We start from the raw sequence: 18,456 nt of genomic DNA, 5'->3' as shown, positions 1-18,456 counted from the left end.
ACGCTAAATGCAGGGTATATAAAGAAGCGGCAATGATTGTCGCTTTTTTTGATCGTGTATAAGAATTAGGCGTGCTTAAACTTTGAACGTTTGTAACATTCAGAAAGCGCTAGGCTTTAAGGTTAGTGCCCAGTGTTGAAAGCGTATGGGTCTGTCCGCCGGCGTTATAGGTCATGCCTATCTTACCGTGGCTTTGTTGCATCAAATTATTGAGTTTATTAAAGCTGAGTTGGGCCCGTTGTAGGCTTTGTCCGTTAATGTCGTTAATTTTTTGGCAATCAAGAATGATGGATTTGACGGTGCGGACTTGTTCAGCCAGTAAGGCTTCATCGGTGAGTCTTGCGACGTCTTGGTGTTGGCTTAGTCTTTGGTCCGTTTGTTGAAGCTGACCAATGAGCGCCATTTTTTCTTTGGCTAATCGCTCAATATCACCAGACTCACGAGCCGCGATGGCTTTGGTCTCTTCCGACAATAGAAGAGACAGGGCTTTTGCATTTTTAAGTTGATAGTCAACCAAATCAACAAGGGCTGCCATTCATTTTACCTTATATTTATCGAGTGAGTCGCGCAGTGCGTTCTCCCTAGATAGCGCGAATTACTTTAAACCACCTAGCTCTTCTTCAAACTTAATCATGTTATCAGCAAGTTTTTCTGGGTCAACGGTATAAGAACCGTTAGCAATAGCTTCTTTAATGGCGGCAACTTTTGCCGTATCAAAGCTAGGTTGTGATGCCATCTGTTGATGCATCTGCCCAATTGCTTTACCGCCTTGACTTAATGTCACGGCATCTTGCTTTGCTGATGACTGACTAACAGGGGCTGAGCTGCTGCTTGTGCTTGTTTCCGAACGGGCAGGGGCACGACTTGTCGTCGTTAGCGTCTGACCAGAACGAATGTTATCAATGCCTGCCATAGTTAAGCCTTCTTTGCATATGTTCGTAAATAATAGTATTCGTAAACAATAGAGTTGTCTTGTATACCGTCAGTATCGACCTATAGCGCAGATACTTTAGGAAAAAATTAAAAGTCACGGGTAATAAATTAAAAATTCACGGTAATTTCAGCCACTCCAGTGACAATACCTTCAATTATACGCTGAGACTTGTCATTTTTCACTCTTACTTGGTCACCATTCGAGCCATCACTCAGGGCAGTGCCTTTGGTTGAAATGGTCATACCGCTTTTGACGGCGCGTATTACGACTTTTTCATTTCGGCATACCACGCAAACATCATTGCGTTCGATGACGTCTCCGAGCTTTACATTTCGTTTCAATTTTGAGCCAACGACTTGCTCAAAATCGGTAAATCCTTGGCGGCGAAAGCGGTTTTTATCGATCATTGTCATCATGACATCGCCTTGAGTGACAATACTTCCTCGTGCGAGCGGTCGTGTTGCGGCAACGAGTGGTAATGAAATGGTGAGTCTAACGGGCACATAGAGTCGCCAATTATCACTTGGGCATTCAACTAAAACCGTGACGTTACTGCTGGTGTTTCTGGCATTGGAAGAGGAGGTTTGCAAAGGCTCGATGCAATCGGTCGCATGGACACGAGAGTCGATTCGTCCTGCGGTTGCTGTGAGCTCAGCGCCAAATGGGGCATCTAAGGTATCCAAAACATGAGCTTGGGCTGCCTTTTGGATGTTTTCTATTTGTTCTGGCGTCGCTGCGTGCGTTAATGCACTAAAGAAAAACGTGTGCCAGACGATAAAGAGTAAAAGCCCACTAAGCACTCGCTTAAAATTGGGGCTGGAAGTATTCAAAAAAGATGTCTTATAATACAGCATTCTGTTTCTCAGGTTCCTCGTTGCCTGCAGTAGACTATCACTTTTTTGGCGTAAAGTTTGAGATGGAGATGAACTTATGACCGGTATCTTAGATTCGGTGAACCAGAGAACGCAGCTAGTAGGTCAAAACCGGCTCGAATTATTAACCTTTCGCTTAATGGGACGTCAGAGATACGGTATCAACGTATTTAAAGTCAAAGAAGTGTTGCAATGCCCGCGACTTACCGCGATGCCGAATCTACATCGCTTGGTAAAAGGGGTGGCACATATTCGTGGTCAAACTATCTCGGTTATTGATCTTAGCTTGGCCGTGGGTGGCAGGCCAACAACAGACATTGCCAACAGTTTTGTGGTGATTTCTGAATTTAACCGCAGTGTGCAAGGTTTTTTGGTCAGCTCCGTCGAGCGCATTATTAATATGCACTGGGAGTCGATTTTACCGCCCCCTGAAGGGGCTGGGCGTGCGAATTACCTGACGGCAGTAACGAATATTGATAACGAATTAGTTGAAATCATTGACGTTGAGAAAATACTTGCTGAAATATCACCGGTTGAAGAAGCGATGGATGGTAATCTTGCCAAAGAAATTGCAGAAGCGGAAGTAAAGCAACAGAAGCAAATCGTGAAGCGTATTATGATCGCCGATGATTCAGCGGTGGCAAGGAAACAGGTCCAACGAGCAATAGAGTCTATTGGCTTCGAAGCCATTTTAGTGAAAGATGGTAAAGATGCGTATAACAAGCTAGTCGAAATGGCTTCAGAAGGAGACATTCGCGATCAAATATCCTTGTTGATCTCGGATATTGAAATGCCAGAAATGGATGGTTACACCTTAACGGCAGAGGTTCGCCGTCATCCAGATCTTAAAGATCTGCACATTATTTTACATACTTCGCTCAGCGGTGTGTTTAATCAGGCGATGGTAGAACGAGTCGGTGCCAACGAGTTTATCGCTAAGTTCAACCCAGAAGAACTGGGGAGCGCAGTAAAAGCGGCTGTTGTAGCAGGTTAGCGAAACAATAAAATCACAATAGAACTTGTATTAAGCAAGCTTTCAAAAGCAGTATAGAGTAGTTAATGACAGCGATAACCATAAGCGATCAAGAGTATCGTGATTTTAGCCGATTTTTAGAGTCACAGTGCGGCATTGTACTTGGAGACAGTAAGCAGTATCTAGTGAGAAGCCGCTTAAGTCCGTTAGTGAGTAAAAATGGGTTGACGTCATTGTCTCACTTATTGAGAGATGTCGTATCGGGTCGAAATCGCGAATTGCGCATTGCCGCTGTGGATGCGATGACGACCAACGAAACATTGTGGTTTCGAGATAATTACCCGTTCACGGTACTATCTGACAAGCTGTTACCAGAAATGGCGGCAAATAAACGTCCGATAAAAATATGGTCAGCGGCGAGTTCTTCAGGCCAAGAACCGTATTCAATGGCGATGACGATACTAGAAACTCAAGCGAAGAAGCCGGGCATGTTGCCGAATGTGTCGATCACGGCGACGGATATTTCCAACACAATGTTGGATGTGTGTCGTTTGGGCGAGTACGACAACCTTGCGCTCGGACGTGGCTTGTCACCAGAGCGTCGCCGAGCGTTTTTTGAAGATGCGAAAAACGGCAAGATGAAGATAAAAGATAGCGCGAAACGCTTAGTGAACTTTCGTCCACAAAACTTAATGGACTCGTATGCATTGCTAGGCAAGTTCGACATTATTTTTTGCCGAAATGTGCTCATTTACTTTTCGCCAGAGATGAAATCACAAGTCTTGAATCAAATGGCGCGCAGTTTAAACCCTGGTGGGTATTTATTGTTAGGTGCATCGGAGTCGTTGACTGGGTTAACTGACAAATTTGAAATGGTGCGATGCAACCCCGGCATTATCTACAAGCTGAAACCTTAAACTTGAATACTAGCCTCGGATCATCCGGGGCTTTTTCTTACCCCTTTCCATAGCATTTCTTGCTAAGCTGTAGTCATGTGGTTGGGTCGCGAGCAATCACTAACGACATTCCTAATCAATACCATCGCGAACGTGGCGCAGATATTGCTGTGCTAATCCCGAATGCGTTTACTGAATCAATTTTCACACTCATAGACATCAAGTGTCTGGCACTTTATCTAGCACCTGAAGCTTAAACCGGGGCAATGGCTTTACCTAGTACCCGTAGGTTAAATAAAATTACCTATGGTTTAGATAAAAATCCCCATGGTCTAAATAAAAAGTAACAGAGGCTTAAAACTTTGGCGCGGAAATTGCTTTATATTTTACAAGGCACCTATTTTTGAACAATGAGGTTTAAATGGCCATCTCTTTTAACAATGCACTTGGCATTCATCAGCACACCGTTGGTGTACGCGAGAAGAACGCTGAAGTCATCTCTACCAACATCGCTCAAGCCAATACACCTGGTTTTAAAGCGAAGGGGATGGATTTTAATCGTGCGTTAAAAGCGGCAACCTCAGGGGCAAGCATTGGATTGGATCGCACCGATGGACGGCATATATCTGCCTCTACCAATGTGACAGGGGAAATGCTCTACCGTATTCCCGACCAACCCGATACCGGGGATGGGAATACCGTAGATGTTGATCTTGAACGAAACCTATTCATGCAAAACCAACTAAGACATCAGGCATCACTCGATTTTTTAGGCAGTAAGTTCAAAAATATGACCAAGGCAATTAAAGGGGAGTAATTAAGATGAGTTTATTTAATGTTTTTAACGTAACCGGATCAGCAATGAGTGCTGAATCAGTTCGTCTTAATACCACCTCAAGTAACCTTGCCAACGCCGACAGTGTTAGTAGCTCAGCGAAAGAAACCTACAAGGCGCGTCATGCCGTGTTTGGAGCTGAACTGAGTAAAGCGCGTTATAACCGCGATCATACCGTGCCAGTCAAAGTGATGGGTATTGTAGAGAGCGATAAGCCCCTAAGTGCAGTGTACAACCCAGATCATCCACTCGCGAATGACGAAGGCTATATCTACAAGCCAAACGTTAATGTGATGGAGGAAATGGCAAACATGATTTCTGCGTCTCGTTCATACCAGACTAACGTCCAGGTAGCAGAAGCGAGTAAGCAGATGTTGCTTCGTACCCTGCAAATGGGTCAATAGAGATAGGAGATAGCAAATGGCCGGAATCAACAATGTTGGTCAAAGCGGTTTGTCCTACGTTGACCAACTGAAAAAGCTACAGGACCAAAACAAACCTGCAGAGACCACGGGTAAGCAAGATCTTAAGCAAGAAGATTTCTTGTCTTTGCTCACCAAACAACTGGCTCAGCAGGATCCGTTTAAACCGGTGAGCAATGATCAAATGATTGCTCAAATGGCATCGTTTGCCACGGTAGATGGTATTGGCAAAATGAATTCTCAGTTCGAGAATCTCAATTCGTCAATGACATCAAACCAAGCGCTTCAAGCTTCCTCTTTGGTAGGGCGAGACGTGTTGGTGCCGGGCGCAGCAGGTGTTAAGGAAGCGGATAAAGGTATGGCGGCAATGGTGAAATTGCCTCAGTCTTTAGAAAATGTTTTTGTCCGTGTAGAAAATGAAATGGGTCAACTGGTTCGTACCTTCAATGCTGGCGCAAAACCCGGTGGTGATGCTCGCGTAGAATGGGACGGCAAAGACGATCAAGGTAATTCATTGCCGCCTGGCAAGTACAAGGTGAAAGCCTCGGGTTTGTTGGACGGAGAAAGCAAAGAGCTTGAAGTGTCTAGTTATGCAAACGTCAACAGCGTGCTTCTTGGCAAAGGAGACGGAAACGTACTACTCAATCTAGCTGGTTTTGAAAATCCAGTTCGACTTGCAGAAGTATTGGAAGTCGGCAAAGCGTGAAAATAAGCTAGGTTAGGAGATTAGGAATGTCATATGTATCTTTGAGCGGATTATCATCGGCTCAGTTGGACTTAAATACGACCAGTAATAACATTGCCAACGCCAACACATTCGGCTTTAAAGAGTCACGTGCGGAATTTGGTGATGTGTATTCGAATTCATTATTCACGAATTCGAAAACCACCCCAGGTGGCGGTGTTCAGCCAAGTAAAATTGCTCAGCAATTCCATGAAGGGTCGAGTGTATCTACGAACAACCCGATGGATTTACGCATCAGTGGTACCGGCTTTTTTGCCGTGTCTAAAGAGCGTTTAGTGCCTCAGCAAAATGAAATCACTCGAAACGGTGCGTTTCACCTGAACAAAGACAGCTACATGGTGACATCGAACGATGAGTTCTTACTGGGTTATGAAGTCAACAAAGATACTAATGAAGTTGTTTCTTATGAGCCTAAGCCAATTAATGTTCCGCCTGAATTTGGTAAGCCAAAACAAACGGCTAACATTGAAATTGGTGCTAACTTACCCGCTAATGGCGACCTAAAAGACCCGGCATTATTCGACTTTACAGATCCTGAAACCTATAACCGCTCAACGTCTTCAACGATGTATGATTCAATGGGTCAGTCTTATAAAATGACGACCTATTATGTGAAGGATCAGAATCAGCCAAACACATGGCAAAGCTACTACACGGTGAGTGATGGTGCGGGTGAAAAGCCAGTGAATATCAGTGGCGGTGACGCCTCTTCTCCAGCGGGGCACGTTGGGCATACAATACGTTTTAATAACGATGGTACATTGGCGAGCCTTAATAATGGCCAACCAATTGTGACAGAAGCAATTGGCGAAGGCCCTAATGCGGTTGAAATGAATGGTGCCGATCCCGCTCAACAATTGTCTTTTAAGCTAGATAGCACCACACAATTTGCCGCACCGTTTGAATTAACGAAGTTTAGCGAAGATGGGGCAACAACCGGTTTCTTAACCAAGGTTGATTACGATGAGAAGGGTAACGTGCTCGGAACCTATTCTAATGGCGAAAACGTAACGCTTGGTCGTGTTGCATTGGTTCGTGTTGCTAATGAGCAAGGTCTTGAAAAGAAAGGCGGAACTCAATGGGATTCAACCACCGCATCGGGCGCGAAAATTTGGGGTGAATCGAACAAAGGCTCATTTGGTACTATCAACAATGGTACGCTTGAGCAGTCAAACATCGATATGACTCAAGAGCTGGTGGACCTCATTTCAGCGCAGCGTAATTTCCAAGCGAACTCGCGTGCACTTGATGTACATAACCAGTTGCAGCAAAACATCTTACAAATTAGATAATATGTTGTGAAAAGTGCCAGTTTTTGACTGGCGCTTTTCGTTAACCCTGTCATTTTTGCCAATCTTGCCACTTGACGTGAATTTGCCACGTTACCTTGCCGCGTTAATTTGCCACACGGGGCCATTCATTTGCCGTTCTAGGCTCTATCGGTCAACTTTCTTTTTGAAATTGCATTTAACCTATTGTATTAGTTGTGTTTTATATATTGGCATACAATTTGCTTTATATGTTCTGTACTTTGAATATTGGAGCTATCAATGGATCGTGCCCTATATCTATCTATGAGCGGCGCAAAGCAAAATATGCAAGCTTTGCAACTCAGAGCCAACAACCTCGCCAATGCCAGCACACCAGGCTTTAGAGCTGATCTTGCCCAAGCTCGATCTATGCAAGCCTATGGTGAAGGCATGCCGACGCGTGTATTTAGCATGACGGAACGTCCTGGTCATAACTTCGAGCAAGGCAGTGTCGTGACGACAGGCCGTGATCTTGATGTCACCATAGAAGGACAAGGTTGGATTTCAGTGATGGATAAAACCGGCAAGGAAGGGTTAACTCGTAACGGTAGCTTACAGGTTGATCAAAACGGTCTACTTAGTAACAGCAATGGCCACTTGATCTTAGGTGAACGTGGTACGCCAATTACGGTGCCAATTCCACTTAAAAAAATTGAGATTGGTCGCGATGGTACGGTATCGGTGATTCCACAAGATGCGCCTGCAGACGAAATGGAAATTGTTGACCGTATTAAACTGACCAATCCAGATAATCGTTCACTATTCAAAGATACTAATGGTTTGTTCCGCAATAAAAACCCAGAGTTAGGCTATGGCCTTGATGGCAATGTCCAACTGATGACGGGCGCGGTAGAAGGCAGTAACGTCAACCCTGTAGGTGAGATGACCAGCTTAATTGACCTGCAACGTCAGTTTGAGATGCAAGTTAAGCTCATGAAGTCAGCGGAAGACATGGACAAGGCGTCTGATGCCTTGCTTCGCATGGGTTAATTGGATTAGGGGAATAAGATGCATCCGGCACTATGGGTAAGTAAGACTGGCTTAGACGCGCAGCAAACCAACATATCAACGATCTCAAATAACTTGGCGAATGCCTCCACCGTTGGCTATAAGAAAAGCCGTGCGGTATTTGAAGATCTGTTTTATCAAAATATTAACCAACCAGGTGGTCAATCTTCTCAAAATACGGAGCTGCCGTCTGGTTTAATGTTAGGGGCGGGCTCAAAAGTCGTCGCAACCCAAAAGATCCACACACCAGGTAATGCGCAAACTACCTCAAACAGCATGGATATGATGATTGAAGGTGATGGTTTTTTCCAAGTATTGATGCCAGACGGCAATATTGGTTATAGCCGCAATGGTCAATTCACTCTCAATGATGAAGGCATTATTGTGACATCAGGTTCGGGTTACTCTCTGGAGCCAGAAATTGCGATCCCTGAAGACGCTATTTCTGTCACTGTCGGTACTGATGGTGAAGTGTCTGTACGTGTTCGTGGTCAGCAAGATAATCAGGTGGTCGGTAATATCACAACCGTCGATTTTATTAACCCCGGCGGCTTAGAGCCAATAGGGCAAAACCTCTACTTGCCAACAGGCGCGAGCGGCGATCCTAATGAAGGTGTACCGGGCTTAGATGGCTTTGGGCAAATTCGTCAATCTATGCTGGAAAGCTCAAACGTGAATGTAACCGAAGAGTTGGTCAACATGATCGAAGCGCAGCGCGTATACGAGATGAATTCAAAAGTGATTTCATCCGTTGATAAGATGATGAGCTTCGCAACCCAGCAGCTATAGATTCCAGTGCCTAGATATTAATGCACCTAAATATTAAAGCGCTAGATAGTGATTGGTAAACGTAGACTTAGTAACGTGACAGGATTTAGGACCATGAAAAAACTCTTTTGCATTACCGTGTTAGCCGTATTGTCGGGCTGTGCTCAATTTGGGCCGCAAGAGTCGGTGGACGAAGTCGCAGACAGCACCACCGCGGTCGATGCAGTAGAAGGCGATCGCACTCAATCTTCGGGCATTGTTGATACGCTAAGAGGCAGAACGGATCCAGTGGCAGACGATCCGGCATGGGCACCTATTCACCCTAAAAATAAGCCAGAGCACTACGCTGCCGCGACCGGCTCCCTATTTAATACCGATTACTCCCGCGATTGGTATGATGATTCTAAACCGCGCGGTTTAGGTGACATTATTACCGTTACGCTTGATGAAGCGACCAAAGCGGCAAAAAGCTCTGATGCGGATTTGTCGAAAGCGAACGATTCCACGATGGATCCACTGGAGGTCGGCGGAAGACCTGTCACGATTAACGACTATGATTTCTCCTATGCCCTTAAAAATGACAACAGTTTTAAAGGCAACGCGTCTGCCAATCAAAGCAATAGTTTATCCGGCTCGATTACGGTGGAAGTGATTGAAGTACTAGCCAATGGCAATCTGATTATTCGTGGCGAAAAGTGGCTGACCTTGAATACTGGTGATGAGTACATCCGATTGAGTGGTACGATCCGCCCAGACGACATTGAGTTTGATAACACCATTGCTTCTAATCGTATTTCTAACGCTCGAATTCAATATTCAGGCACGGGAACACAACAAGATATGCAAGAACCTGGATTCTTGGCACGATTTTTTAATGTCTCTCTATAGGACAGGTTTTAACGAATCGAAAGCGGCAAACCCTCTCCTATGAGGGTTTGTTTGTATTTGGGGTAAGGTAATGAAAAAGTTCACATTTTTACTATTAGGTTTGTGTTTTGCCGCGGCAAGCGTACAAGCGGCACGCATTAAAGATGTGTCAGAAGTTGCCGGGGTGCGTAGTAACCAACTGGTGGGCTATGGTCTTGTTACTGGTTTGCCAGGTACGGGTGAAAAAACACCGTTTACCGAACAGAGCTTCCGCTCAATGCTAGAGCGATTTGGTATTCAAATGCCAATTGGCTTTAAGCCTAAATTTAAAAACGTCGCGGCTGTGATTGTGACGGCTGAGTTACCTGCGTTTTCAAAGCCGGGTCAAAAAATTGATGTGACCGTGTCGTCTATCGGTGCGGCAAAAAGCTTGCGTGGTGGCACATTGATGCAAACCTTCATGCAAGGTTTGGATGGAGAAGTGTACGCCGTTGCTCAGGGCAACTTGGTCGTGAGCGGTTTCAGCGCCGAAGGTCTTGATGGGTCAAAAATTGTCGGTAATAACCCCGTAGTCGGCATGATTTCAAGTGGTGCAACCGTCGAGCGAGAAATTCCGAGCCCATTTTCTCGTGGAGACTACATTACATTTAACTTACTCGAGTCTGATTTCACCACCGCTCAGAATATGGCGAACGCCATCAACAACTTCTTAGGTCCACAGATGGCAAGCCCGTTAGATGCAACATCGGTACGTGTTAGAGCCCCTAGAGATTTGAGCCAGCGTGTTGCCTTCTTATCTGCGGTCGAAAATGTTGAATTTGATACGGCCGACAGTGGTGCGAAAATCATTGTTAATTCGCGCACTGGTACGATTGTCGTCGGTAAGCATGTTCGTCTCAAAGCGGCTGCGATTACTCATGGTGGGATGACCGTGGCGATTAAAGAGAATCTCAAAGTGAGTCAACCGGGCGCGTTCTCTGGTGGCGAAACGGTGGTGGTACCGAATTCCGACATTCAAGTAACGGAAGGAGACGGTAAAATGTTTAAATTTGAACCGGGCTTAACGTTAGATGACCTAGTCAGAGCCGTCAACGAAGTTGGCGCAGCACCATCAGATTTAATGGCTATTCTACAAGCGTTAAAACAAGCAGGCGCCATTGAAGGCCAGCTTATTGTGATTTAATAGGGCAGAACATCATGATTAATAACCCAAATGATGTCGGCTTTATTCACGATATCAGCAGTTTAGATAAGCTTCGTCAACAAGCGACAAGTGGCGATAAAGCCGATGATAAAGCGGCACTTCGCGCTGCAGCGACGCAATTTGAATCGATTTTTACCTCCATGATGTTGAAATCGATGCGAGATGCCAATACGCATTTTGAATCGGATATGATGAATAGCCAAAATGGTCAGTTTTATCAACAGATGCTTGATGACCAAATGGCCAGTGAATTGAGCTCATCTGGCTCAATGGGATTGGCTGACATGATTGTTGCTCAGTTGAGTGCAGGGCAGGAAGATGAAGAGCCGAGTAGTGAAATTCGTATGCGTAATGAGGCGTTCCATAGTTCGTTACAAATGCCTTACGACGAAGCAAAAGCACGTGAAATGGCAGCGACGCTAGGACTCAATCATCGTAAACAAACCCAAGCCGTTGATTTTAATACGCCTCAAAGCTTTGTTGAGTCGCTGAAACCGTATGCCGACAGTGCTGCGAAATCACTCGGTGTGGACCCTTCCTTGCTACTTGCACAAGCGGCGTTAGAAACAGGCTGGGGGCAAAAAGTAGTAAGTAATAGCCAAGGTAGCAGTAATAACCTGTTCAATATTAAAGCCGACCGCAGTTGGGATGGTGGCAAAGTCGCCACGCAAACTCTTGAGTATCATCAGAATGTGCCAGTTCAAGAGCGTGCGGCGTTCCGTTCTTATCGTACCTACGAAGAGAGCTTTAATGACTACGTACAATTCTTAAATGAAAACCCGAGATATCAATCCGCTCTCAAGCGTGACAGTGGTTCAGAGTCGTTTATTCGTGATATTCATCAGGCAGGTTATGCGACAGACCCAAGCTATGCCGATAAGGTCTTACGAGTAAAAGCGCAGATTGACGACATGAATCTGTAGCTTTTTTCGAAGGTTACCTGATGTTGCGTTGGGTAACCTTTATTTATTGGCTTCACCGCTCACTCTATTATTACCCTACTTACATCTGTTGGTTTTAAAGCTTGCTTTAGTTACCTTGAGATACATTCCTTTCCTCAAATGACCCGATAAATAAATACTGGCATATATATTGCAAAGTTGTATGGCGAGCTGGATTCTAGTTCGCTGATTCTTTAAGCGTAATGTGTGATTGAGTTACGCGAATGGTTATTTTTGGGGGGCGATATGGCGTCAGATCTTCTGAACTTAGGTACGCAAAGTGTACTCACGGCTCAGAGACAGTTAAACACCACTGGTCATAACATTTCAAATGCAAATACGGAAGGTTATAGCCGACAGTCTGTAGTTCAAGGCACCAATAGCCCAAGGCAATTTGGCGGTCAGACCTACGGCATGGGTGTGCATGTGGAAAATGTTCGCCGCTCTTGGGATCAGTTTGCCGTTAAAGAGCTTAATGTGGCAACGACACAAGTTAACTATCGTAACGAGAATTTGGCTAACCTTGATCTCATGTCAGGGATGTTATCTTCCGTGGCTTCCAAAAAAATACCTGAAAATTTAAATGATTGGTTCAGCTCCGTTAAAACCCTTGCCGACACACCAAACGATGTTGGTGCGCGTAAAGTGGTATTAGAAAAAGCCAATCAGGTACGTCAAACGTTTAACAATGTGCATGAAACCATTCGCCAGCAGGCTGATACAGCGAATAAAAAGCTAGAAATGGGCGTTGAGCGAGTGAATCAACTCGCGGTGGAGATCCGAGATATTCATCGACTAATGATGAAAACTCCCGGACCTCATAATGACCTGATGGATAAGCATGAAAACTTGGTGAAAGAACTGTCCGAATACACCAAGGTGACCATCACACCGCGTAAAAATGCCGAGGGATTTAATGTCCATATTGGCAGCGGGCATACCTTAGTTTCTGGCACAGAATCTAGTCAGTTGAAGATGATCGACGGTGATCCCGACGTTCACCAACGACGTTTAGCCATGGTAGAAGGTAAAGGCATAAAGGCAATTACTGCGACAGATATTGGCGGTAAATTAGCGGGAATGTTTGAGCTACGTGATAAAGAAATTCCGTACATTATGGATGAACTTGGGCGAGTGGCGACGGCCTTTAGTTTCGAGGTTAATAAGTTACAAAATCAGGGGCTTGATCTGAATGGTCAGGTTGGCGCTGATATTTTTGTTGATACTAATAGTGAAGCCATTGCGAAATCTCGCGTGGTAGCGACGCCGCAGTCGAATGCGGATGTAGCGGTGTACATTGGTGAAACCAGTGCTCTTAAAGGCGGAGAATATGCGCTTAAATATAATGGCACGAATTACACCGTGACGAAGCCCGATGGTGAAACCATCACGGCGGAACTTAATATTGATGGTCGCGCGTTTTACGTTGACGGCATGATCATTGATGTTCGTAACGCGCCAGCGGCGGGTGAAAAACTCTTGATTCGTCCTACTCGAAATGGCGCGGCACAAATCCAAATGGACACTAATGATCCTAAAGCCATTGCTGCACAAAGTTTTGAAGCATCGACGACGTCAGCTCAAGGAACGGCAAAGTTTACTATGCTTGCCGCAGGGCAGCTGCGAGAATTTGAAGTACTGGTTTCCCCGACAGGGAAGGAGTTCGCAGTAACGGACACCAAAGGGAATATATTGTTAGCCCCACAACCTTATCCACCGTCTGGTCCCGTTTCTGTATTAGGTACGGAGTTTCAGTTGACGGCAGGCGCGTTACCGAATGATAAATTTACCGCCAATCTCACTCACTCAGAGGGTGACAACGGTAACTTACGCAAGATGTTTGATATTCAGCGTGACAAAAAAATGAATGGTAATGAATCGACCATTATTGATGTCTACCATAATTTGAATACTGACGTAGGGTTAAAGGCTTCAACCGCGACACGTTTACAAGAAGTGGCGGAATTAGAGCACCAAGCGGCACAAAGTCGAGTAGCATCCATTTCTGGCGTCAATTTGGATGAAGAGGCGGCAAACATGATGAAGTTTCAGCAAGCTTATATGGCGTCTTCTCGCGTTATGCAAGCCGCCAATGAAACCTTCGATACTATCTTGCAGCTAAGGTAGGAGCGCTAATTTATGATGAACCGAATTTCAAGTTTTCATAGTTATCAGACTGTGCAAAACGACATGCGTAAACAAGAAAATAAAATCCATCATAATCAGGCGCAATTGGCGTCGGGAAAACAGTTGCAAAAGCCAGCTGATGATCCGCTAGCAATACACTACTTACAAAAGGTTGGGCAGCAAACGGAACAGTTAGATCAGTTTACTGATGCGATAGTGTTGTCGCGTAACCGCCTAGAGCACCAAGAAGTGATGCTGCGTGAGACCGAGCAATTTTCTGATAGGGCAAAGCGTCTGACGATGGAGTCGATTAACGGCGCATTGTCACCCCAAGATCGTGAAGCGAAAGCGCGAGAGCTGCAAGAATTAGCAAAGAATTTTCTCGCATTAGCCAATAATCAAGATGAATCCGGCAATTACACATTTGCAGGAACAAAGCCCAAAACGCAGCCATTTTTTGCAGATAACCAAGGGCATATAGCCTATGCCGGGGATGATTATCAGCGAAAAATGCGTATTTCCAACAGCATGGAAATGCCGACCAGTGACCCTGGCAGCAAGTTGTTTATGGAAGTGGATAATCCGTTTGGTAGTTACAAGCCAAATTTCCAATTACAAAATGCTTCTGAGTTGTTACTTGATAAAGCGTATAACCAAAACTCGAATGATAACAGTACTTACAAAATCACTTTTGTTGATATGGGACGCGAGCAATTTGGTTATCAATTAGAGCGAAATGGGTCAGTGGTTAAAGCGGGTGATTACGATAATAAAAATGGAATTTCACATGAAGGCTTCAGTCTCCGTGTGAAGGGACAGATTACCGCGGGTGACGCGATTACGCTTAGTCCAAGAGACAGCTTTAGTGTCTTTGATACGTTTAAGGATGCGATTAAGGCCCTAGATTCTGATGCGTCTGATGCCTCCGCGAATGCAGAGCTGCATCGAGTGACCGAAGAGTTTCATACGGCGTTCTTACATCTGACTAAGGCAAGAACCGATGTTGGTGTTCGCCTAAGTACCTTAGATACGCAAGAGCAACAAAACGAAGATTTTAAAATTTCACTGGCCCGCTCAAAAAGTAATTTTGAAGATTTGGATTACTCCAAGGCGGTGATTGAATTTGAAGAAAACTCGAGAGCGTTACAAGCTTCACAACTGGCGTTTGGTAAAACCAAAGACTTAACGCTGTTTAATTATTTGTAATAGTTCACTCATTCCAGCTTATTTGCAATGGGCATATCGCGTAAACGCAAAGCCTTTGGAATGTAGAGACAATGGTCACGGCCTCGGTTGCCATATGCGCAATGCCATATGAGCGTAGGTCGATAAAGCGGCAATTATTCCCGCCTTGTCATTGCCTCTGAGAACCAAACGGCAGCGATAGTATTGTTATTAGTAATAACACGTGCTGCTAACATACAGATAAATAAAGGTTTTGTTAATTGTGCGAGTAATAGCAAATTTTTGGCATAGTACTTGTATATTAACTTTGGAAAGCATCAATAAGACTAACGGAGTTCGTTGGTTTATTTTAATGAATAGATACTCCATCTGATACGGGGTATCAGATGGATGTTGTCGGTCAGTGCATTTCCTTATGAGAGCAATGCTGACCACTTCGCAACCCATCTTGAATGTTTGCGAACTCATTTAGGAGAGCAAAATGGCAGTGACAGTAAGTACTAACGTGTCGGCAATGACCGCGCAACGTTACCTTAATAAAGCTTCTGGGGATTTAAACACCTCAATGGAGCGCCTTTCGTCTGGTCATAAGATCAACAGTGCGAAAGATGATGCAGCGGGTCTGCAAATTTCTAATCGTTTGACCGCACAGTCTCGAGGATTAGATGTAGCAATGCGTAATGCCAATGATGGTATTTCGATTGCGCAAACCGCAGAAGGCGCAATGAATGAGTCAACAAACATCTTGCAAAGAATGCGAGATCTTGCGATTCAATCCTCTAACGGCACAAACTCGCCGTCAGAGCGTCAAGCCATCAATGAAGAATCCAACGCGCTTCAAGCTGAACTGAATCGTATTGCTGAAACAACCTCGTTTGGTGGACGCCGTCTACTGAATGGTTCGTTTGGCGACGCTTCTTTCCAAATTGGTGCGAACTCCGGTGAAGCCATGATTATGGGTCTGACAAGCATTCGTGCCGATGACTTCCGTATGGGCGGCTCGACTTTCTTAGCTGAAAACGGCAAAGACAAAGATTGGTCAGTGGCACCTGATGCCAGTGATCTGAAGTTTGAATTTGTCACGAAAAGTGGTGAAGAAGTGTCAATTGATATCATTGCTAAGCAAGGTGATGATATTGAACAGCTTGCCACTTACATCAATGGTCAGTCGGATAAAGTGAATGCGTCTGTTGGTGACAACGGTGAGTTGCAGATTTTCATCGCTGAGCCTGATTTAGAAGGCGATCTTTCCATTTCTGGTGGCTTAGCCTCGGATCTTGGCTTGAGCAATGAAGCGAAGCAAATGACGGTTCAAGATATCGATATGACTACGGTCGCGGGCTCTCAGAATGGTATCTCGATTATCGACTCGGCATTAAAGTATGTGGATTCACAACGTGCTGACTTAGGTGCTAAGCAAAACCGCCTAAGCCACAGTATTAATAACTTAGCCAATGTTCAAGAAAACGTTGATGCGTCAAACAGTCGCATCAAGGATACGGACTTTGCTAAAGAAACAACCGCAATGACTAAGAATCAAATTCTGCAACAAGCAGGCACATCGATTCTTGCTCAAGCGAAACAGTTGCCTAACTCTGCGATGACCTTACTCCAGTAGTAAACAGCGTAGGTTAAGTAAGAGTGATAGCCGCCAGACGTGGCAATCTATCATCACTTACAGGCATGCATATCTTGCGAAGGTGTTGGGGCTCTCTCTCACAACCTGCCCTAATACGGTAACAAGGTATGTTCGGTTTGCCGGTTTGCGTTCATTTCTCTTGATCTCCACGCAGCCTCTGGCGACCACCCAGCCCCAGTTCTCTCAAAGGAAAAGGGGCTTTTTCTTTTTTTAATGCCAACGTTTTACATTAAACCATTTCACAAGCCGCTCTCTGCGCGAATAATTCGTTTTCCTCGCTATTTTTCCTCACTATCGTTTTGCTATTAAGCTGTTCTGCTAGCGATGAATATCACGTCTTTTCCAGCCCTAATTAAATGGCAAACCAGATGTTGTCGGCCTCGTTTACGTAAACTTTACCCTTTTTCTGCACTTTTTTTTCTGTTTGTCTAAATCCTAATCAAACGGTTATTTTCTTGGTTTTTTTGCACTTTTTTTCTAAAGGTTTTCATCCCCGCGTCGTTAAAGGATTAACTTTGAGAGAACTACTTGGTTTTCCGAGACGTCGGAAACCGCTACACCGGAAAATCAATTGGAGAAACAACAATGGCAGTAAACGTAAATACCAACGTATCGGCAATGACCGCTCAGCGTTACCTAAACAATGCAAGTCAAGCGCAAGGGACGTCAATGGAGCGTTTGGCTTCTGGTTCTAAAATCAACAGTGCAAAAGACGATGCAGCGGGTCTACAAATTTCTAACCGCTTGAACGTACAAAGCCGTGGTCTTGATGTCGCAGTACGTAACGCGAACGATGGTATCTCGATTGCTCAAACCGCTGAAGGTGCGATGAACGAGACGACAAACATCTTGCAACGTATGCGTGATTTGTCTCTGCAATCTTCAAATGGTTCTAACTCAAAATCTGAGCGTGTCGCGATTCAAGAAGAAGTGACCGCGCTAAATAACGAGCTTAACCGTATCGCGGAAACCACGTCTTTTGGTGGTAACAAGCTGTTAAACGGCACTCACGGAACTAAGTCGTTCCAAATCGGTGCCGACAATGGTGAAGCAGTAATGCTTACGCTTAATGACATGCGCTCAGATAACTCAAAAATGGGTGGTACGAGCTACCAAGCTGAAAACGCAAAAGATAAAGACTGGAGCGTAGCAGCAGGTTCTAACGAGCTAAACATCACGCTTACAGATACCTTTGGTACTGAGCAAAACATTGCCATCACAGCGAAAGCGGGCGATGACATTGAACAGCTAGCGACTTACATCAATGGTCAAACAGACCTAGTGAAAGCGTCTGTAGACGAAGACGGTAAACTACAGATGTTTGCTGGCACTAACAAAGTTGACGGTGAAGTTTCATTTGGTGGTTCACTAGCGGGTGAGCTAGGTATGCAAGACGGTCAAGCGGTAACCGTGAATACAATCGACGTAACAAGCGTTGGTGGTGCTCAAGAGTCCGTTGCGATTCTTGATTCTGCGCTGAAATACGTGGATAGTCACCGTGCAGAGCTAGGTGCATTCCAAAACCGCTTTGATCACGCTATCAATAACCTTGATAACATTAACGAAAACGTTAATGCATCGAAGAGCCGTATTAAAGATACAGACTTCGCTAAAGAGACAACGGAGATGACGAAGAACCAAATTCTTTCTCAAGCTTCAAGCTCAATTTTGGCGCAAGCAAAACAAGCACCTCAAGCAGCGATGAGCCTACTAGGTTAAGCACTTGAGTT

General features: G+C 44.9%; 18 protein-coding genes. 15 read left to right on the top strand and 3 right to left on the bottom strand.

Translation table 11 applies throughout. The features are described 5' to 3' along the window. Window positions 1-109: 109 nt before the first annotated feature. From L4D74_RS12465 to flgA, 3 genes are all read right to left on the bottom strand, one after another. Complete coding sequence (locus tag L4D74_RS12465) at window positions 110-535, bottom strand: flagella synthesis protein FlgN (protein WP_250619700.1); 426 nt, start codon at window positions 533-535, stop codon at window positions 110-112. A 60-nt stretch (window positions 536-595) separates the two neighbouring features. Further along, window positions 596-913: a flagellar biosynthesis anti-sigma factor FlgM gene (flgM, locus tag L4D74_RS12460; protein WP_265676205.1), complete on the bottom strand. Its 318-nt coding sequence runs from the start codon at window positions 911-913 to the stop codon at window positions 596-598. 128 nt (window positions 914-1,041) lie between these two features. Continuing rightward, complete coding sequence (gene flgA / locus L4D74_RS12455) at window positions 1,042-1,788, bottom strand: flagellar basal body P-ring formation chaperone FlgA (RefSeq protein ID WP_428752397.1); 747 nt, start codon at window positions 1,786-1,788, stop codon at window positions 1,042-1,044. Between the two features lie 76 nt (window positions 1,789-1,864). On the opposite strand from flgA, the gene L4D74_RS12450 reads away from it, so the two are divergent. From L4D74_RS12450 to L4D74_RS12380, 15 genes are all read left to right on the top strand, one after another. Continuing rightward, window positions 1,865-2,800 carry a chemotaxis protein CheV gene (locus L4D74_RS12450; protein WP_428752396.1) on the top strand — a complete coding sequence of 312 codons (936 nt, stop codon included), beginning with the start codon at window positions 1,865-1,867 and terminating at the stop codon, window positions 2,798-2,800. A gap of 65 nt (window positions 2,801-2,865) precedes the next feature. Further along, entirely contained in the window at window positions 2,866-3,696 is an 831-nt protein-coding gene (locus L4D74_RS12445) for a CheR family methyltransferase (protein ID WP_265676203.1), read from the top strand. A gap of 400 nt (window positions 3,697-4,096) precedes the next feature. Continuing rightward, window positions 4,097-4,492, top strand: a complete 396-nt coding sequence (flgB, locus tag L4D74_RS12440) for a flagellar basal body rod protein FlgB (RefSeq protein WP_428752395.1) — start codon at window positions 4,097-4,099, stop codon at window positions 4,490-4,492. Window positions 4,493-4,497: 5 nt separating this feature from the next. Beyond that, entirely contained in the window at window positions 4,498-4,914 is a 417-nt protein-coding gene (gene flgC / locus L4D74_RS12435) for a flagellar basal body rod protein FlgC (protein WP_250619705.1), read from the top strand. Window positions 4,915-4,930: 16 nt separating this feature from the next. Then, window positions 4,931-5,638 (top strand): flagellar hook assembly protein FlgD, encoded by a 708-nt coding sequence (locus L4D74_RS12430; protein WP_265676199.1) that lies wholly within the window; start codon window positions 4,931-4,933, stop codon window positions 5,636-5,638. A gap of 26 nt (window positions 5,639-5,664) precedes the next feature. Then, on the top strand, window positions 5,665-6,969 hold the full coding sequence (flgE, locus tag L4D74_RS12425; RefSeq protein WP_428752394.1) for a flagellar hook protein FlgE: 1,305 nt from the start codon (window positions 5,665-5,667) through the stop codon (window positions 6,967-6,969). Window positions 6,970-7,227: 258 nt separating this feature from the next. Further along, complete coding sequence (gene flgF, locus L4D74_RS12420; RefSeq protein ID WP_265676197.1) at window positions 7,228-7,977, top strand: flagellar basal-body rod protein FlgF; 750 nt, start codon at window positions 7,228-7,230, stop codon at window positions 7,975-7,977. Between the two features lie 18 nt (window positions 7,978-7,995). Continuing rightward, window positions 7,996-8,784, top strand: a complete 789-nt coding sequence (gene flgG, locus L4D74_RS12415) for a flagellar basal-body rod protein FlgG (protein WP_265676196.1) — start codon at window positions 7,996-7,998, stop codon at window positions 8,782-8,784. Between the two features lie 93 nt (window positions 8,785-8,877). Next, window positions 8,878-9,651 carry a flagellar basal body L-ring protein FlgH gene (gene flgH, locus L4D74_RS12410; protein WP_428752393.1) on the top strand — a complete coding sequence of 258 codons (774 nt, stop codon included), beginning with the start codon at window positions 8,878-8,880 and terminating at the stop codon, window positions 9,649-9,651. 70 nt (window positions 9,652-9,721) lie between these two features. Next, window positions 9,722-10,813 (top strand): flagellar basal body P-ring protein FlgI, encoded by a 1,092-nt coding sequence (locus L4D74_RS12405; RefSeq protein WP_428752392.1) that lies wholly within the window; start codon window positions 9,722-9,724, stop codon window positions 10,811-10,813. Between the two features lie 14 nt (window positions 10,814-10,827). Continuing rightward, window positions 10,828-11,757 (top strand): flagellar assembly peptidoglycan hydrolase FlgJ, encoded by a 930-nt coding sequence (flgJ, locus tag L4D74_RS12400; RefSeq protein ID WP_428752391.1) that lies wholly within the window; start codon window positions 10,828-10,830, stop codon window positions 11,755-11,757. A gap of 264 nt (window positions 11,758-12,021) precedes the next feature. Continuing rightward, window positions 12,022-13,902: a flagellar hook-associated protein FlgK gene (gene flgK, locus L4D74_RS12395; protein ID WP_428752390.1), complete on the top strand. Its 1,881-nt coding sequence runs from the start codon at window positions 12,022-12,024 to the stop codon at window positions 13,900-13,902. 12 nt (window positions 13,903-13,914) lie between these two features. Continuing rightward, a complete protein-coding gene (gene flgL / locus L4D74_RS12390) occupies window positions 13,915-15,108 on the top strand; it encodes a flagellar hook-associated protein FlgL (protein WP_428752389.1) in 1,194 nt (397 codons plus the stop codon). A gap of 460 nt (window positions 15,109-15,568) precedes the next feature. Then, on the top strand, window positions 15,569-16,705 hold the full coding sequence (locus L4D74_RS12385; RefSeq protein ID WP_428752388.1) for a flagellin: 1,137 nt from the start codon (window positions 15,569-15,571) through the stop codon (window positions 16,703-16,705). Window positions 16,706-17,311: 606 nt separating this feature from the next. Further along, a complete protein-coding gene (locus L4D74_RS12380) occupies window positions 17,312-18,445 on the top strand; it encodes a flagellin (RefSeq protein WP_428752387.1) in 1,134 nt (377 codons plus the stop codon). Window positions 18,446-18,456: the final 11 nt, after the last annotated feature.

This window comes from Vibrio cionasavignyae (assembly GCF_050337155.1).
GTDB lineage: Bacteria > Pseudomonadota > Gammaproteobacteria > Enterobacterales > Vibrionaceae > Vibrio > Vibrio nomapromontoriensis.
The sequence above is the reverse complement of the archived record's forward strand: the minus strand, read 5'-3'. Positions and strand labels throughout refer to the sequence as shown.

Bases quoted from the DNA above. Each gene is read 5' to 3' on its own strand.
- L4D74_RS12465 (WP_250619700.1), bottom strand. From the start codon at position 535: ATGGCAGCCCTTGTTGATTTGGTTGACTATCAACTTAAAAATGCAAAA.
- flgM (WP_265676205.1), bottom strand. From the start codon at position 913: ATGGCAGGCATTGATAACATTCGTTCTGGTCAGACGCTAACGACGACA.
- flgA (WP_428752397.1), bottom strand. From the start codon at position 1,788: ATGCTGTATTATAAGACATCTTTTTTGAATACTTCCAGCCCCAATTTT.
- L4D74_RS12450 (WP_428752396.1), top strand. From the start codon at position 1,865: ATGACCGGTATCTTAGATTCGGTGAACCAGAGAACGCAGCTAGTAGGT.
- L4D74_RS12445 (WP_265676203.1), top strand. From the start codon at position 2,866: ATGACAGCGATAACCATAAGCGATCAAGAGTATCGTGATTTTAGCCGA.
- flgB (WP_428752395.1), top strand. From the start codon at position 4,097: ATGGCCATCTCTTTTAACAATGCACTTGGCATTCATCAGCACACCGTT.
- flgC (WP_250619705.1), top strand. From the start codon at position 4,498: ATGAGTTTATTTAATGTTTTTAACGTAACCGGATCAGCAATGAGTGCT.
- L4D74_RS12430 (WP_265676199.1), top strand. From the start codon at position 4,931: ATGGCCGGAATCAACAATGTTGGTCAAAGCGGTTTGTCCTACGTTGAC.
- flgE (WP_428752394.1), top strand. From the start codon at position 5,665: ATGTCATATGTATCTTTGAGCGGATTATCATCGGCTCAGTTGGACTTA.
- flgF (WP_265676197.1), top strand. From the start codon at position 7,228: ATGGATCGTGCCCTATATCTATCTATGAGCGGCGCAAAGCAAAATATG.
- flgG (WP_265676196.1), top strand. From the start codon at position 7,996: ATGCATCCGGCACTATGGGTAAGTAAGACTGGCTTAGACGCGCAGCAA.
- flgH (WP_428752393.1), top strand. From the start codon at position 8,878: ATGAAAAAACTCTTTTGCATTACCGTGTTAGCCGTATTGTCGGGCTGT.
- L4D74_RS12405 (WP_428752392.1), top strand. From the start codon at position 9,722: ATGAAAAAGTTCACATTTTTACTATTAGGTTTGTGTTTTGCCGCGGCA.
- flgJ (WP_428752391.1), top strand. From the start codon at position 10,828: ATGATTAATAACCCAAATGATGTCGGCTTTATTCACGATATCAGCAGT.
- flgK (WP_428752390.1), top strand. From the start codon at position 12,022: ATGGCGTCAGATCTTCTGAACTTAGGTACGCAAAGTGTACTCACGGCT.
- flgL (WP_428752389.1), top strand. From the start codon at position 13,915: ATGATGAACCGAATTTCAAGTTTTCATAGTTATCAGACTGTGCAAAAC.
- L4D74_RS12385 (WP_428752388.1), top strand. From the start codon at position 15,569: ATGGCAGTGACAGTAAGTACTAACGTGTCGGCAATGACCGCGCAACGT.
- L4D74_RS12380 (WP_428752387.1), top strand. From the start codon at position 17,312: ATGGCAGTAAACGTAAATACCAACGTATCGGCAATGACCGCTCAGCGT.